We start from the raw sequence: 15,275 nt of genomic DNA on the forward strand, positions 1-15,275 counted from the left end.
AATGGAGTAGACAGTCCGGGCGAGCGCATCCATGTAGGGCAGCGTCTGCTCGAATTCGAGCAGGTCGTAGCTCGCTGTGCGCAGCGCCACCAGAGTCTCATCGACCTCCCATGCGTAGTCCCGGGTCGCAATGACGCCCGGACCGACATTTCACGGGTCAGATACCGCATGCACCGCACTCCCCCCAAACCGCTCGTGGTGACGAACGGCTCGACCAGGGGGATCGATGGCGTCGAGGTCCGCTGCACCGGCATAGTCCTCGACCGAGATCGTTCCCGCCGCCAGGCGTGATTCAACCCGAAGGTCCGCGAGAACGAGCGGGCCGTCCCAGTTGCCGAGGCGAAGGAAGGACGCGGAGGCCCCTCGCTCTGCAACGGATTGGGCGAGCATGAAGAAGACATTCTCGATGTGGTCGCATTGTTCACGGGAGACGTTCTCGCCGTCAGCGATCGCGTCGATCAGTTCCCGCGCCCAGTCCTCTGGTCGTTCCCACCGTTCACCCGCGTCGAAATACGAGATTCCGATCCAGTCATCCGGATGGTCGACGAAGATGCTCATGGAACTCCTGCCGGTGCGGTTCGCGCAGCTGTCGGGGCGAATCTGATCGTCAGCGCCATCGCGTCGAACAATTGCTCGACTGCATCCAGCAGATCATCAGAAGTGCGGCAAAGGACACCGCACACAGCAGGGCCGTCCAGGCCGGTATCGGGTACGGCAGGGTTCCCGCGAGGCGACCCACGTGACTCGATGTCCCGGGCCCCGTGTTGCCCGGAATCTTCAGGACGATGACCATGATCACATTGAAGACGAGTGCGAGTGGAGTAACAGCGACCATCACGAACGCCGTCACCATGAGGGCATACTAACTGCGCACGGCGATCAGTCGGTCATGAGTCTTCTCCTCCATCTGCGGGCGATTCATCATCAATTTTCATCCCGTGCCGTGAATTTTTCGACGTACATCGGCTCGGCGACGCCCTTGACGACACTTTCGCCAACGGGAGCACTGAATTCGTTGACGGCCCACGCGCCGCCTAGTGTCCACATTCTTTTGGGCTGTGAGGCAGCGATGACCGTGTCAGAGACGAGCCCGGACTTCGACTCGAGGCTGGACATTGCGCGCCACTCCGCGCGAGAGCGCGGCACCGAACGTGATTCGACCACCGGAAGGGCGAGCAGGCGCGGAGCAGTGCTCGCCTTGTCTGATCGATCTCGGTTCGCGCAGCAGCCAGGGTATAACCGGAGATTCCCTAACCGGCCTTACTCTTCATGAGCGCGTTGGCCGCAGCCCCCGCAGTGTCATTACGCACAGCCGTCACATCGCGGCGGATCAGCCTCCCGGCGATCTTGCCCACCCCGAACGGGAGAATCGCAAAGGCGGCCTCGATGATGCCCTCGGTGAGTGATTTGTACCCAGTCGCGGTTTCAGCGGCAGCGTTCACAATGGTGGCGGTCGTCACGGCGATGGCGGCGGGGCGGGTCGCTGCCACGTCGCTGACCATGCCCTCACAGCCCGACAAACCGCGCAGGTTCACCGCGACCCGCGTGATGGCCTCTGCAACGCTCGAGTATTCCCCGGCGATGGCCCGTGCGGCGCTCGGATCGCCCGGAATCGGGTCGCTGTAAAAGCCCAGGGGCGACCAGTCGGTGGGCCGGGTCATCCGTTCCTCCGGCGCTCGCGGGCTGGGTGGCCTCGATGAGACATTCACCCAGTTCACTGTCGGTGTTTTCGAGACCGTCGGCCGCGGTGAGCAGGTTCTCGCTCAGGGTCGCGAGCTGGTCCGCCAGTTCGCCGCGACGGTAATCCCAGTTGCTGGCGAATGCGGTCACGCGGTCGGCGAGACCAGGGCGACCCACGGCATCCGCCAAATTCTGACTCGTCGCCTTGGCCGTATCGAACTCGGTTTGAATCAGCGAGACGTCGCTCGCCATGTCTCGGAGCAGGGTTGTATCAACCAGAAAATCAGACAGAGTTCTCTTTCGACCCTGTGGACTGCGATGGGGACTTAGCCGCGGATAGCGTTGCCGAGCTCGGTGTCCGCGTTGCCGAGGGCGTCGGCAGCGGCGGTGAGGAACTGGCTCATACCATCAAGACCGTTGACCGCGAGGGTCGTGCCCTGGGTGAAAGCGTCATAGGCCGTCTGAAAGGCCCCCGAGGCGGAATCGGTCACGAAACCGGAGCCGACCAGGTTGTTCACGAGCGTCTGCAGCTCGCCGAGCTTGGTGATGAGGTCTTCCTTACCGGAACTCAGACGACCAGCGGCATCGGTCATGTCGGAATAAGTCACGTTGAGATTGGCCATGGTGTCCCCCAGAGGTTTGAGCCCGAACGGGCTGCGTGTGGTCCTAACCTAATGGCTATACCCCGAAAGGGGCTAATGGGGGTGAACTCTCGGTCTAGACGCAGCGCCGGTTTGCAGTCGTTCTCATCGAGCTCGCCGACACCCTGCCCGTTTCGCTGGTCGAGGCGGGAGGAACGAGCGATCGAGACCTACCCCTTTTCGTTGCTCGAGCTTGCTGACACCGCCCTCCGCCTGCGGTGCACGGGCGAACTGCGCACCTTCAGCCAGTTGCGGGCCGATGTCGCCGTCGATCTCCTCGCCCCGGGTGTCAGCGTTCTCGGAGACCGCCTCAGGAGCCCGACTGGCGAGGGCTGATTGTCAGTGCAGGGGCCAGCAGCTACTCCACGAGCGGAAGCTGCACCCGCACGACCTTTCCGCTGGCCACCATCATGCCGCGACCGGGCGGAAACTCGGCACGGTTCAGTCGCGGCAGCGGCGTCTTCAGCAGAATGTCACCCTCGATGGTGTCGGGCTGCAACAGCAGGCCGCGCCTCGTGTTCTTCATCTCGGCGAACAGCGGCCAAGAGGAGTTCCACGACGCGGTTTCACCGTCGGCGACCAGAAAATGGTCACTGCGCTTGACCTGTTTGATGAGTTCAACCAGCACAGCATCGGCCGGGGTCTGCAGAAAGTCCGCGAGGTTTTCGACGACGATCGCCATGCGCGGGGTGGCCAGGTCGGCGCTCACCGCCTTGGTCAGCTCTTTGGCCAGTTCCACGGCCTCGACGATGGTCGTGGCCGTGCTGACCCAGCCGGGCAGACCGGCCAGTCCTGACCGCGCATTGCCGATGTAATACCGCGCGACCGTCGGGTCAAACCGCTCGAAGGCGTGCATGAGGGCGCGCAGCGCAGTGCTTCGCCCGCTGGCCGGGGGGCCAGACAACAACAGCGTGCCGCGCGGCTCAAAACCGACCGCGGCGAGCGTCTCATCGCTCAGACCCAGCGTCGGCTGGGACTTGACCCGGTCAGGAAGCTCGGTGGCGGGATAGTCGCGGGACAGGCTGCCGATGGGCAGCGCGGCCTGGATCCCCTCTGCCCGCAACGATGCGGCCAGCACGCGCACGGCGGCCGCCTGCTCCGCGGCTACGGCGGAACCGCCCCAGACCGCGATTTGAGTTTCCAGATCGTCGAAAATTGCGCGGCCCGGTGCCGACTTCGCATTCAGAATGTCGCCGGGCACGTCGAGCAGGTTGTAGCCGGTATCGTCGGCGAGCCGTAGGACCACACGACGTTGCACGCTCGAGCGCACGGAGCTCGGCACCGAGCCGGAGCGGTCGGCGGTGAAAGCCACGTGGATTCCCAGCTGACGACCATCCGAGAGGATGCTGCGGAATACGTCGTACCAGTTCGACCGGCCGCTCGCGACCTCCCAATCTTCCCGAAAGGCCGCGAACCCGTCGATGAGCAGCAGGATACGCGGCTCGTTCGGACGGTTCGCCAGCGCGCGGTACTCGGCGATGGTTGACGCGGTGGCCTCGGCGAAGCGGTTGCCGCGCGATTCGAGTTCGGCCTTGAGCAGTCGGAACAGGCGAATGATGCGTTCTGTGTCGTCGCCGCCGATGATGCTGCCCACATGCGGCAGCGGTTCGAGCATGCGCAGGCTGCCGGCGGCGAAGTCGAGGCCGTAAACCGCGACGGGCCCGCCCGCTCTCGTGCTGCCGGCCGCGATCGCCAGGGTACGCAGGGCGACGCTCTTGCCGGATCCACCGGTGCCGTAGATGCCGATGTGTCCGTCGACATCAGGCAGAAAACAGACCGGGCGCTGCTTTTGCTCGGTTGGCGCGTCGGCCAGGCCCAGCGCGAGGACAGCATCCGTTTGGGTCACAATGGGTGCCAGGTCGCACAGAAACGGCAGTTCGTCGAGCCAGGGCCGTCGCGGCGCGGGAATCTGCGCCGAACCAGCCGCTCCGACGAGGGCGGCGACGAGCTTCTGCTGGTCAGTCGGGCCGAGCTCGCGCTCCTGCCCGGCGAGCGGGTCACTCGGCGGTTCCCACGCGGTTTCCCCGCCGAAGCGCAGTTCGGCGATGCCGATTTCGGCGTTCTCGGGTTCGCGGGAGGTCCAGCCGCCGGCGTACCCAGACTGGAACTGCTGCAGCCGGCCCGGACCGGTCTTGGCAATGCCGCGGCCGGGGAGGCCAGGGTCGAAGTGTGCGGCATCCTTGACTCCGACGACGTCGTTGCTGTCGGATTCATCGGCCATGCGCAGTGCGACGCGCAGGTTGGTGTTGGCCCGCAGGTTGTCTTTGATGACGCCGGCGGGGCGCTGCGTGGCCATGATCAAGTGGATGCCGAGCGAACGGCCACGCTGGGCTATGTCGACGACGCCGTCGACGAACTCGGGCACCTCGCTTACCAGTGCTGCGAATTCGTCGATGACGAGCACGAGAGCCGGCGGGCTGTCCGGGTCGCCGCGCTTCTCGAGCTCGATCAGGTCTTTGGCTTTTTTGGAATTGAGCAAGTGTTCCCGGTAACGCAGTTCGGCGCGCAGGCTGGTGAGAGCCCGGCGCACCAGGTGGGGGCTCAGGTCGGTGACCAGGCCGACACAGTGCGGCAGCGAGACGCAATCGGCGAATGCCGAACCGCCCTTGTAGTCAACGAACAGAAAGGTGACCCGGTCCGGGCTGTACTCGGTGGCCATGCCGAGTACCCAAGCCTGCAGAAATTCGCTCTTGCCGGCACCGGTCGTGCCGCCGACCAGCGCGTGCGGGCCCTGGGTGCGCACGTCGAGGTGCATCGCCTGCACGCCGGTGGACCCGACGATCGCCCGCAGGGTTCCGGCGCGTTTGGAGTGCGGCACCGCTCCGGGGGTGCGGTCATGCATGGAGGCGTTCTGCCGCCATCGGTCGATGACGGCATCGTGCGCCTCGACCAGGTCGTGGCCGAGCAGGGTGACCATCGAGACCGAGCGCGGCAGGTCGCTCGAGTCGGCGATGAGGGCACCGGCGTCGATGACCGGGGCCAAACGACGCGCGAAGTGCAGGGCCGTGGCGGAGTCGACCGACTCGACCGCGACATCCGTTACGGTCTCACCGAACCGCACGAACGAGACGGTGCCGAGCCCGGTGCTCTCGTCGATTTCGACGGCGGTGCGGCAGACAGCGGGCAAGGCTGCTACCGTGCGGGCGATCCAGACTGGGTAGACGCCGGCATCCGCACCGTTTTCGGCGAGCTGCACGAGCCTGGAGCGATCGACGGCGACATCGTCGGCGATGACCACGATGATCGCCGGAATGGGCGATTTCGTGCCCTCGCCGGTGTAACTCGACCCGACTTCTTCGCCGCGCTCGAGCGCCGCACGCTCCTGCTCCATAGCGCCGCGCCGCGCCGATTTCTTGGATTTCTGCCTCTCTGCAATGACCTCTTCCAGTGCGGCGAGAACGGATGCGGCGCTCGACGCGCTGTCAGCCAGGTGGCCGCCCGCGAGTGGACTCTGCGGCGAGGAGGTGTGCGGCAGCCATTTGAGCCACTCGAGCTCGCTCGACCAGTGCGGTGTAACGAGCGAGGCAACGGCGAGCTCGGCCGGTGAGTGCAGCGCGGTCAGCTGCACCAACAGGGAGTTGACTGTGCCCGTGCAGGCGGCAGCGCTGCCGGCCACGCCGAGGGCCCCGGCATCGAACAGGTTGTCGATGAGCGGAACCTGATCCACCGTGGCGTGCTCGGTGATGACAGCGTCGAGCCGCTCCTGAAATTCGGGCAGCAGTTCGCCGCGCAGAGAGGCATCGACCGTGTTACGAGAGCGCATGGTGCCAAGGCCGAGCCGCACGTTGAGGAAGGACCAGTGCTCGGGCCGTCGGGTCCACATGAGCGGTCCGCGCTCGAGCGACTCGGTCAGCGCTTCGACGGTGGACGGCGATTCGCCGAGGCGGGCCTGCTGCTCCAGGGCGCGTTCGGTGAACAGCTGCGCGCGGAGCGCGGCCAGGCGGGTGTCGAACCGGCCGATCGAGCGTTTCAGCAGGCGTTTGTCCTTGGAGCGGTTCATGAAGAAGTTGCCGATGAGCATCATCGGGCTCATCAACACGAACAGCAGCGCCGCTGGACGGTCGAAAATGAGCCACATACTCACACCGAGCAGCACCGGCGCGACCATGGCCAGCCAGGGAAACGGCTGGTCGTCTTTCTCGGTCGGCACCTCGGGCGCTGCGAATTCCTGACCCGCGTAGCGCCCTTCCACTCGCGGTGAGCGGTTGAAGTAGACCGGGCCGTCACGGTGTTCGTCTCCGGTCGCGGCCACGGTCTCGACGACTGTGATGCGCAGCTCGGTGTCACCGATCTGCACAGTCTCGCCCTGCTCGATGCGCAGCCGGGTGACCAGCCCGCCGTCCACGACGACGCCGTTAGCCGAGCCGAGATCGACGAGATCGATGCCGGCGGCGACTTCGAGGCGCACGTGACGTTTAGAGACGAGTTTGTCGCTGAGCACCACGTCGCAGTCGGGCCCGCGACCGATGATGGTCGACCCGCGGCCGAGGGCGATCTGTGCTCCAGCATCCGGGCCGGTCAACACGTGGATGACGGCCAGGGTCGGGGCGCCGCCGTGCTCCTCGGAGACATAGAAGGTCTCGGAATCGGCGAGCGCGACGCTCGCGCCGGAGCCGACCCAGTCCTCGCCGATCAGGGCATCGGGCGGCAGCAGCAACCAGTCGGTGCCGCCGGGAGCGACCGTGCGCAGCGTGAGCGGCTGGTCGGCGGCACCGGGCATGAGTGGCGAGCGCGGATCGACCCGGGCGATGGTGCCGGCCACGTCGGAAATGCTTGCCGCGGCATCCGTTGTAACGACGATGTCGTCGTTCTGACCGTTGGACCGGGCCAACGTAACTTTCAACCGCACGTGAGCCCCCAGGTTCGAGTTCAGGCGCATCGGCGATAAACCCGTGCTCCGAGCGTACCCCGGGCGCGCTGCGAACCCGTGCTCGGTGACCGGTGCCCTGAGTCGTAAGGTGGGCCCGGCGGCAAACGGAGGGTCAGCGGTCCGAGGTTGGTCGCTTCGGTCGTGCTGCGCACGTTCCCTTCGATTCCCAACGAGCTCATCAGTACGCCGCCGATGATCGCAAGCACGACGACAGCAAAACCTAGATAAACCAGGAGTTCGATCAGGGTGATTGCCGATTCCGCCTCTGTCACAGGGGATCGCGCACTGTCGGTCACGGGGCATCCAGCGGAATGAGGGTTTCGGCGGCGGCTAGCCCCGGGCATCCACTTGCCAGGTCGTGCACGTTAACGACGGATGGCCCCTGCCGAAGCAGGGGCCATCCGTTTAGAACGGGTGGGTATTAGTTATACGTACCCGGAGTCAGGTCATCCGACGAGAAGCTGTCGAAGTCGACGAAGCTCAGGTCACCCTCGTTGAACGACGCATCTTCGGTGAAGATGCGGTTCGGGTAACGCTCAGCCTTGGCTTCTTCCGTTGCCTCGACGGTGACGTCGCGGTATCGGGGAAGGCCGGTGCCGGCGGGGATCAACTTACCGATGATGACGTTCTCCTTGAGGCCCATCAGCGGGTCGCTCTTGCCTTCCATGGCCGCCTGGGTCAGAACCCGGGTGGTCTCCTGGAAGGAAGCGGCCGACAGCCAGGACTCGGTCGCCAGCGATGCCTTGGTGATACCCATGACCTCCTGGCGAGCGGATGCCGTCTTCTTGCCCTCGGTGAGCGCGGTGCGGTTGAGGTCGTTGTACTTCAACCGGTCAACGAGCTCGCCCGGGAGCAATCCGGTGTCTCCGTGTTCGACGACGGTCACCTTGCGAAGCATCTGGCGAACGATGACCTCGATGTGCTTGTCGTGAATCGGTACACCCTGCGAACGGTAGACCTCCTGCACACCGGAGACGAGGTGCTTCTGCACCGCGCGAACACCCTTGACGCGAAGAACTTCCTTCGGGTCGACGGCGCCGATGATGATCTGCTGTCCGAGTTCAACGTGCTGACCGTCTTCGACGAGCAGGGTTGAACGTTTGAGCACCGGGTAGGCGATCGCTTCGTCACCGTTGTCAGGAATCAGGATGACCTTGCGGCCCTTGTCCGAATCCTCGATGGTGATACGTCCGGCGGAGTCGACGATGGGAGACGCACCCTTGGGGGTACGTGCTTCGAAGAGCTCCTGAACACGCGGCAGACCCTGGGTGATGTCGTCAGCGGATGCCGACCCGCCCGTGTGGAAGGTACGCATGGTCAGCTGGGTGCCGGGCTCACCGATGGACTGCGCGGCGATAATACCAACGGCCTCACCGATGTCGACAAGCTGGCCCGTGGCGAGCGACCGGCCGTAGCAGACCGCACACACACCGACGGCAGACTCACAGGTCAGTACGGAACGCACCTTGATGGTTTCGACGCCACCGGCAATGAGCTTCGCGATGAGCACGTCTCCGACGTCGTCTCCGGCGTCAGCGATGACCTCACCGGCAGCGTTGACCGCGGCTGCGGCCAGGCTGCGAGCGTAGACCGCGTTCTCGACGTTGAAGTCGACCAGGAGGCCGCCGTCTTCGCCCCGCAGGAGCGCACCGGTCGTGGCATCGGTTCCGGCAATGGGCAGTTCAAGGCCCTTCGTCGTTCCACAGTCATCTTCACGGATGATGACATCTTGCGAAACGTCCACCAGACGACGGGTGAGGTACCCCGAGTCGGCGGTACGCAGAGCCGTGTCGGCCAGACCCTTACGAGCACCGTGAGTAGCAATAAAGTACTCGGCGACGGACAGGCCTTCGCGGTAGCTCGAGATGATCGGGCGAGGGATGATCTCACCCTTCGGGTTGTTCACGAGGCCTCGCATGCCGGCGATGTTACGCACTTGCAGCCAGTTACCACGAGCACCAGAGGTCACCATGCGGTTGATGGTGTTGTCGGCCGGGAAGTTCGCCTGCATCGCTGCGGCGACATCTTCCGTAGCGCGAGTCCAGATCTGGATGAGCTCCTGGCGACGCTCGAGGTCGGTCGTCAGACCCTTGTCGAACTGGCCCTGAACCTTGGCAGCCTGCTTCTCGTAGCCGGCGACGATCTCCTTCTTGTTCGGAGGAGTCAAAATGTCGCTGAGCGCAACGGTCACACCGGAACGGGTTGCCCAGTAGAAACCGGCATCCTTGATCCGGTCGAGGGTTGCAGCGACCTCAACCTTGACGTACCGCTCCGCGAGGTCGTTGACGATGGTCGACATGGTGACCTTGTTGGCAACGTCTTCGAAGTACGGGTAGTCAGCCGGAAGCGCTTCGTTGAATATGGCGCGACCGAGGCTCGTAGTGACCAGAACGGTGCCGACAGCCTGGCCGTTGACCAGTTCGACACCATCGGGCTGCGTGCCCTCGGTGAAGAACTTGTCGGTCAGGCGAATGCGCACCTTGGCGTTCAGGTCGAGCGTCTTCTGGTCGAACGCGAGAATCGCCTCGGACACGGTGGAGAACGCGCGGCCTTCTCCGACCACACCTTCCTTCATCGTGGTGAGGTGGTGCAGACCGATGATCATGTCCTGGGTGGGCAGGGTCACCGGGCGGCCATCGGACGGCTTGAGGATGTTGTTCGAAGCGAGCATCAAGATGCGAGCCTCGGCCTGGGCTTCAACCGACAACGGCAGGTGCACGGCCATCTGGTCACCGTCGAAGTCGGCGTTGAACGCCGCGCAGACGAGCGGGTGCAGCTGGATCGCCTTTCCCTCAACGAGCTGAGGCTCGAAGGCCTGGATGCCCAAGCGGTGCAGGGTGGGTGCACGGTTGAGCATGACGGGGCGCTCGCGGATGATTTCCTCGAGCACGTCCCAGACCTGCGGACGGCTCCTCTCAACCATACGCTTGGCGGCCTTGATGTTCTGAGCGTGGCTCAGGTCGATCAGGCGCTTGATCACGAACGGCTTGAACAGCTCGAGTGCCATCTGCTTGGGCAGACCACACTGGTGCAGCTTGAGCTGCGGCCCGACCACGATGACCGAACGGCCGGAGTAGTCCACGCGCTTGCCGAGCAGATTCTGGCGGAAACGACCCTGCTTTCCCTTGAGCATGTCGCTCAGGGACTTGAGGGCACGGTTACCGGTTCCGGTGACCGGGCGACCACGGCGACCGTTGTCGAACAGTGCGTCGACGGCCTCCTGCAGCATCCGCTTCTCGTTGTTGACAATGATCTCGGGAGCACCGAGGTCAAGCAGACGACGCAGACGGTTGTTGCGGTTGATCACACGACGGTAGAGGTCGTTGAGGTCGCTGGTAGCGAAGCGGCCACCGTCAAGCTGCACCATCGGGCGCAGTTCGGGCGGGAGCACTGGGACGACGTCGAGCACCATTCCGGCCGGTGAGTTGCCGGTCATGATGAACGCGTTGACTACGCGCAGACGCTTGATGGCACGGATCTTCTTCTGACCCTTGCCCTCGGCGATCTGCAGGTGCAGGTTTTCGCTCTCGGTGACCAGGTCGAAGGCTTCAAGGCGCTTCTTGATGGCTTCGGCGCCCATGAAGGCCTCGAAGTACATGCCGAAACGGTCTTGGAGCTCGTGGAAGACGGAGTCTTCCGGCTTCAGGTCGCCGACCTTGAGGGTGCGGAAGTCTTCCCACACGCGCTCGAGGTGAGCAACCTGCTCGTCCAGAGACTTGCGAATCTGGCCCATTTCCTTTTCGGCGGCGTCCTTGGTGCGCTTCTTCTGGTCGCTCTTTGCGCCTTCGGCCTCCAGCGCTGCGAGGTCGGTTTCGAGGCGCTGCAGGCGATCGGCGATGCGCGAGTCTCGGCTGGACTCGATGGTCTTGAGTTCGAGACGCAGCTCGTTCTCGAGGCCAGGCATGTCCTGGTGGCGACCGTCTTCATCCACCGTGATGACCATGTATGCGGCGAAGTAGATGACCTTTTCAAGGTCCTTCGGAGCCATGTCCAGCAGGTAACCGAGACGCGAGGGCACACCCTTGAAGTACCAGATGTGCGTGACCGGGGCAGCGAGTTCGATGTGACCCATGCGCTCACGGCGCACCGACGACTTCGTGACCTCTACACCGCAACGCTCGCAGACGATGCCTTTGAAGCGAACACGCTTGTACTTGCCACATGAGCATTCCCAGTCCCGTGAGGGTCCGAAGATCTGCTCACCGAACAGGCCGTCTTTTTCCGGCTTGAGCGTGCGGTAGTTGATGGTTTCGGGCTTCTTGACCTCACCGTGCGACCAACGACGGATGTCGTCTGCAGTAGCCAGGCCAATACGAAGCTCGTCAAATGTTGTTACGTCGAGCAATTTCTCTCCTTGGAAAGTTTTCGAAGTTTCTTTGGACCGGGCTTAGATGTCGTCGATGGACGACGACTCAAACCGGGTGGAAATGTTGATGCCGAGTTCTTCCGCAGCACGGAACACCTCGTCATCCGTGTCGCGCAGGCTGACTGCGGTGCCATCGGCCGAGAGTACCTCGACGTTCAAGCAGAGCGACTGCATTTCCTTGATAAGAACCTTGAAGCTCTCGGGAATGCCGGGTTCCTGAATGTTCTCGCCCTTGACGATGGCTTCGTACACCTTGACGCGGCCGAGGATATCGTCGCTCTTGATGGTCAGGAGTTCCTGTAGGGCATAAGCGGCTCCATATGCTTCGAGCGCCCACACCTCCATCTCACCGAAACGCTGTCCACCGAACTGCGCCTTACCACCCAGCGGCTGCTGCGTGATCATGGAGTACGGGCCGGTCGAGCGAGCGTGGATCTTGTCGTCGACGAGGTGGTGGAGCTTCAGGATGTACATGTATCCAACGGACACCGGCATCGGGAACGGTTCGCCGGAGCGACCGTCGAAGAGCTGGGTCTTTCCGGTGGAACCGATGAGGCGTTCGCCGTCGCGGGTCAGGGTCGTGGAGTCCAGGAGACCCTCGATCTCGATCTCGAGCGCACCGTCGAATACCGGGGTGGCGACCTTCGTGCCGGGGGCGGCGCTGAAGGCGTGCTCCGGAAGACGAGCAGCCCATTTCGGCTTGCCCTCGACGTCCCAGCCCTGCTTCGCAATCCAGCCGAGGTGCGTTTCGAGCACCTGGCCGAAGTTCATGCGACCGGGGATACCGAGCGGGTTGAGGATGATGTCAACCGGGGTTCCGTCGGCGAGGAACGGCATGTCCTCGATCGGCAGAATACGGGAGATAACACCCTTGTTGCCGTGACGGCCGGCGAGCTTGTCACCCTCGGTGATCTTGCGCTTCTGAGCGATGAACACGACCACGCGCTGGTTGACGCCCGAGCCGAGCTCGTCGTCGCCGTCCTGCGAGTCGAACACCTTGACACCGATAATGGTGCCGCGCTCACCGTGGGGAACCTTGAGCGAGGTGTCGCGAACTTCGCGGCTCTTCTCGTTGAAGATGGCGCGCAGCAGGCGCTCCTCGGCAGACAGCTCGGTCTCGCCCTTCGGCGTGACCTTGCCGACGAGGATATCGCCGGGGCGAACCTCGGCTCCGATGCGAATGATGCCACGCTCGTCGAGGTCGGCGAGGAAGTCCGGAGACACGTTGGGAAGGTCGCGAGTGATCTCTTCCTTACCCAGCTTGGTGTCGCGGGCATCCACTTCGTACTCTTCGATGTGAATCGAGGAGAGGGTGTCGTCCTTGACCAGGTTCTGGCTCAGGATGATCGCGTCCTCGAAGTTGTAGCCTTCCCACGGCATGAATGCCACGAGCAGGTTCTTTCCGAGGGCGAGTTCTCCCTGGTCGGTGGCGGGTCCGTCGGCGATAACCTCGCCGGCTTCGATGCGCTCACCGGCGTTGACGATCACGCGGTGGTTAAAGCTCGTGCCTTGGTTGGAGCGCGAGAACTTGCGTAGGTAGTAGTCCTGCGTGCCGCCCTCATCGAGCTGGATGGTGACGACATCAGCCGACACCTCGGAGACCACACCGGGCTTCAGCGCGGTGAGCACGTCACCGGCGTCGATAGCCGTGTAGACCTCCATGCCGGTTCCGACGAGCGGGCTGTCGCTGAGCAGCAGCGGCACCGCCTGACGCTGCATGTTGGCACCCATGAGCGCACGGTTTGCATCGTCGTGCTCGAGGAACGGGATGAGGCTGGTCGCGACCGACACCATCTGGCGCGGCGAGACATCCATGTAGCCGATGTCTTCAGCGGGAACGAGGTCGACCTCGCCACCCTTCTTACGAGCAAGCACGCGGGTCTCGGCGAAGTGCGAGTCCTTGGTCAGTGGCGCGTTGGCCTGGGCGACGATGAAGTCGTCCTCTTCGCTCGCGGTGAGGTAGTCGATCGTCTCGGTGACCTTGTTGTTCAGCACACGACGGTACGGCGTCTCGATGAATCCGAACGCATTGATCTGCGCGAACGAGGCGAGCGAACCGATCAGGCCGATGTTCGGGCCCTCAGGAGTCTCGATGGGACACATGCGGCCGTAGTGCGAGGGGTGAACGTCTCGCACCTCGACGCCGGCGCGGTCACGGGACAATCCACCCGGGCCCAGCGCGGACAGGCGACGCTTGTGCGTGAGGCCTGCGAGCGGGTTGTTCTGGTCCATGAACTGCGAGAGCTGCGACGTGCCGAAGAACTCCTTGATCGCGGCGACGACAGGGCGCACGTTGATCAAGGTCTGCGGGGTGATCGCTTCGATGTCCTGCGTGGTCATGCGCTCGCGAACGACGCGCTCCATGCGGGACAGACCGGTACGCACCTGATTCTGGATGAGCTCGCCAACAGCACGGATCCGACGGTTACCGAAGTGGTCGATGTCGTCGATGTCGATGTTAATGTCGGTCATCTTGCCGTCGCGCAGACCCGGAAGGGTGGTCTGGTTGTCGTGCAGTGCCACGAGGTACTTGATGGTGGCCAGGATGTCTGTCAGCGTCAGTACGGAGTCACTCAGCGGAGCTTCGAGGCCGAGCTTGCGGTTGATCTTGTAACGACCAACCTTGGCCAGATCGTAGCGCTTGGAGTTGAAGAAGAAGTTGTCGAGCAGCGCACGCGCAGCCTCGGCGGCAACCTGCTCGCCGGGCCGAAGCTTGCGGTAGATGTCCTTGAGGGCTTCTTCCTTGGTGAGGATGTTGTCCTTCTCGAGGGTGAGCTCGATGGACGCGTAGCCCTTGAACTCTTCGAGAATCTGCTCGCTGGTGAGGCCGAGAGCCTTCAGGAACACGGTCACGGACTGCTTGCGTTTGCGGTCGATGCGCACGCCAACTTGGTCGCGCTTGTCGATCTCGAATTCAAGCCAAGCACCACGGCTCGGGATGACACGGGCGGAGTAGATGTCCTTGTCAGACGTCTTCTCCTGCTCACGGTTGAAGTACACGCCCGGGGAACGCACCAGCTGCGACACGACGACACGCTCGGTGCCGTTGATCACGAAGGTGCCCTTGGGGGTCATCAACGGGAAGTCGCCCATGAACACGGTCTGAGTCTTGATCTCACCGGTGAGGTGGTTCATGAACTCAGCATTCACGTAGAGGGGTGCAGAGTAGGTCTTACCCTTTTCCTTGCACTCGTCAATGGTGTACTTCTCCGGCTCGAGCTCCGGGTTGGTGAAGGACAACTGCATCGTTTCGCCGAGGTCCTCGATGGGAGAGATCTCCTCGAAGATCTCATCGAGCCCGGTGCGATTCGGCAGGTCCTGGCGTCCGGCAGCTTGGGCTTCGGCGATGCGAGCCTTCCAGATGTCGTTGCCGACGAGCCAGTCGAAGCTCTCGGTCTGCAAAGCAAGCAGATCCGGAACGTTCAAGTGGTCGCTGATCTTTGCGAACGACAGACGCTCGTGCGAGCGGCCGTTCTTGGGTGAGTTGGTGGTTGCGTTGCGCGCAGCAGCCAAGGAAATAACCTCCGTGGACCCCGTCAGGTCTAGTTACTGTTATTGGTGATGACTCCGCAGACCCTCATAAGAGGTGTGCCTCAAGGTGGCTTGAACACGCAAAGCCGACCGCAATATGAAGGCATAGTTTGTCTGGGAGCGCAAGGATCAACTATATGCCCCCATTCGCGTCATGTCCACCCAATTGTTGCAAATCTGCAAACTC

11 protein-coding genes are annotated in these 15,275 nt (G+C 63.3%); 2 read left to right on the forward strand and 9 right to left on the reverse strand.

What is annotated here, in order from left to right; all coding sequences use genetic code 11:
* Positions 1-150 precede the first annotated feature (150 nt).
* The 4 genes from CXY73_RS08570 to CXY73_RS08585 form a co-directional block, all read right to left on the reverse strand.
* Positions 151-558: a hypothetical protein gene (locus CXY73_RS08570; protein WP_104135348.1), complete on the reverse strand. Its 408-nt coding sequence runs from the start codon at positions 556-558 to the stop codon at positions 151-153.
* Between the two features lie 49 nt (positions 559-607).
* On the reverse strand, positions 608-853 hold the full coding sequence (locus CXY73_RS08575; protein WP_104135347.1) for a hypothetical protein: 246 nt from the start codon (positions 851-853) through the stop codon (positions 608-610).
* 71 nt (positions 854-924) lie between these two features.
* Positions 925-1,116, reverse strand: a complete 192-nt coding sequence (locus CXY73_RS08580) for a hypothetical protein (RefSeq protein WP_146071697.1) — start codon at positions 1,114-1,116, stop codon at positions 925-927.
* Positions 1,117-1,250: 134 nt separating this feature from the next.
* Complete coding sequence (locus CXY73_RS08585) at positions 1,251-1,661, reverse strand: hypothetical protein (protein WP_104177459.1); 411 nt, start codon at positions 1,659-1,661, stop codon at positions 1,251-1,253.
* Between CXY73_RS08585 and CXY73_RS08590 the strand changes: the two genes are divergently transcribed.
* Positions 1,648-2,010 carry a hypothetical protein gene (locus CXY73_RS08590; protein WP_104177460.1) on the forward strand — a complete coding sequence of 121 codons (363 nt, stop codon included), beginning with the start codon at positions 1,648-1,650 and terminating at the stop codon, positions 2,008-2,010. The two genes, CXY73_RS08585 and CXY73_RS08590, sit on opposite strands and share 14 nt — an antisense overlap.
* Here CXY73_RS08590 and CXY73_RS08595 read toward each other — a convergent pair.
* Positions 2,007-2,303 carry a WXG100 family type VII secretion target gene (locus CXY73_RS08595; RefSeq protein WP_104135343.1) on the reverse strand — a complete coding sequence of 99 codons (297 nt, stop codon included), beginning with the start codon at positions 2,301-2,303 and terminating at the stop codon, positions 2,007-2,009. The genes CXY73_RS08590 and CXY73_RS08595 overlap by 4 nt on opposite strands.
* An 81-nt stretch (positions 2,304-2,384) precedes the next feature.
* Here CXY73_RS08595 and CXY73_RS21515 point away from each other — a divergent pair, with 81 nt between their 5' ends.
* Entirely contained in the window at positions 2,385-2,657 is a 273-nt protein-coding gene (locus CXY73_RS21515; protein ID WP_158253038.1) for a hypothetical protein, read from the forward strand.
* 22 nt (positions 2,658-2,679) lie between these two features.
* Here CXY73_RS21515 and CXY73_RS08600 read toward each other — a convergent pair whose 3' ends face one another.
* The 4 genes from CXY73_RS08600 to rpoB form a co-directional block, all read right to left on the reverse strand.
* Positions 2,680-7,170, reverse strand: coding sequence for an FtsK/SpoIIIE domain-containing protein (locus CXY73_RS08600; protein WP_104177488.1), 4,491 nt, complete (start codon positions 7,168-7,170; stop codon positions 2,680-2,682).
* 20 nt (positions 7,171-7,190) lie between these two features.
* On the reverse strand, positions 7,191-7,487 hold the full coding sequence (locus tag CXY73_RS22730; RefSeq protein WP_146071699.1) for a hypothetical protein: 297 nt from the start codon (positions 7,485-7,487) through the stop codon (positions 7,191-7,193).
* Between the two features lie 125 nt (positions 7,488-7,612).
* Positions 7,613-11,536 (reverse strand): DNA-directed RNA polymerase subunit beta', encoded by a 3,924-nt coding sequence (locus CXY73_RS08610; protein WP_104135341.1) that lies wholly within the window; start codon positions 11,534-11,536, stop codon positions 7,613-7,615.
* Positions 11,537-11,578: 42 nt separating this feature from the next.
* Positions 11,579-15,070 carry a DNA-directed RNA polymerase subunit beta gene (rpoB, locus tag CXY73_RS08615; RefSeq protein ID WP_104177461.1) on the reverse strand — a complete coding sequence of 1,164 codons (3,492 nt, stop codon included), beginning with the start codon at positions 15,068-15,070 and terminating at the stop codon, positions 11,579-11,581.
* Positions 15,071-15,275: the final 205 nt, after the last annotated feature.

Source organism: Cryobacterium sp. Y50 (assembly GCF_002929805.1).
Taxonomy (GTDB): Bacteria; Actinomycetota; Actinomycetes; order Actinomycetales; family Microbacteriaceae; genus Cryobacterium.

What these genes read in the sequence shown, in the direction of transcription:
- CXY73_RS08570 (WP_104135348.1), bottom strand. Translation starts at nt 558, where the DNA reads ATGAGCATCTTCGTCGACCATCCGGATGACTGGATCGGAATCTCGTAT.
- CXY73_RS08575 (WP_104135347.1), bottom strand. Translation starts at nt 853, where the DNA reads ATGGTGACGGCGTTCGTGATGGTCGCTGTTACTCCACTCGCACTCGTC.
- CXY73_RS08580 (WP_146071697.1), bottom strand. Translation starts at nt 1,116, where the DNA reads ATGTCCAGCCTCGAGTCGAAGTCCGGGCTCGTCTCTGACACGGTCATC.
- CXY73_RS08585 (WP_104177459.1), bottom strand. Translation starts at nt 1,661, where the DNA reads ATGACCCGGCCCACCGACTGGTCGCCCCTGGGCTTTTACAGCGACCCG.
- CXY73_RS08595 (WP_104135343.1), bottom strand. Translation starts at nt 2,303, where the DNA reads ATGGCCAATCTCAACGTGACTTATTCCGACATGACCGATGCCGCTGGT.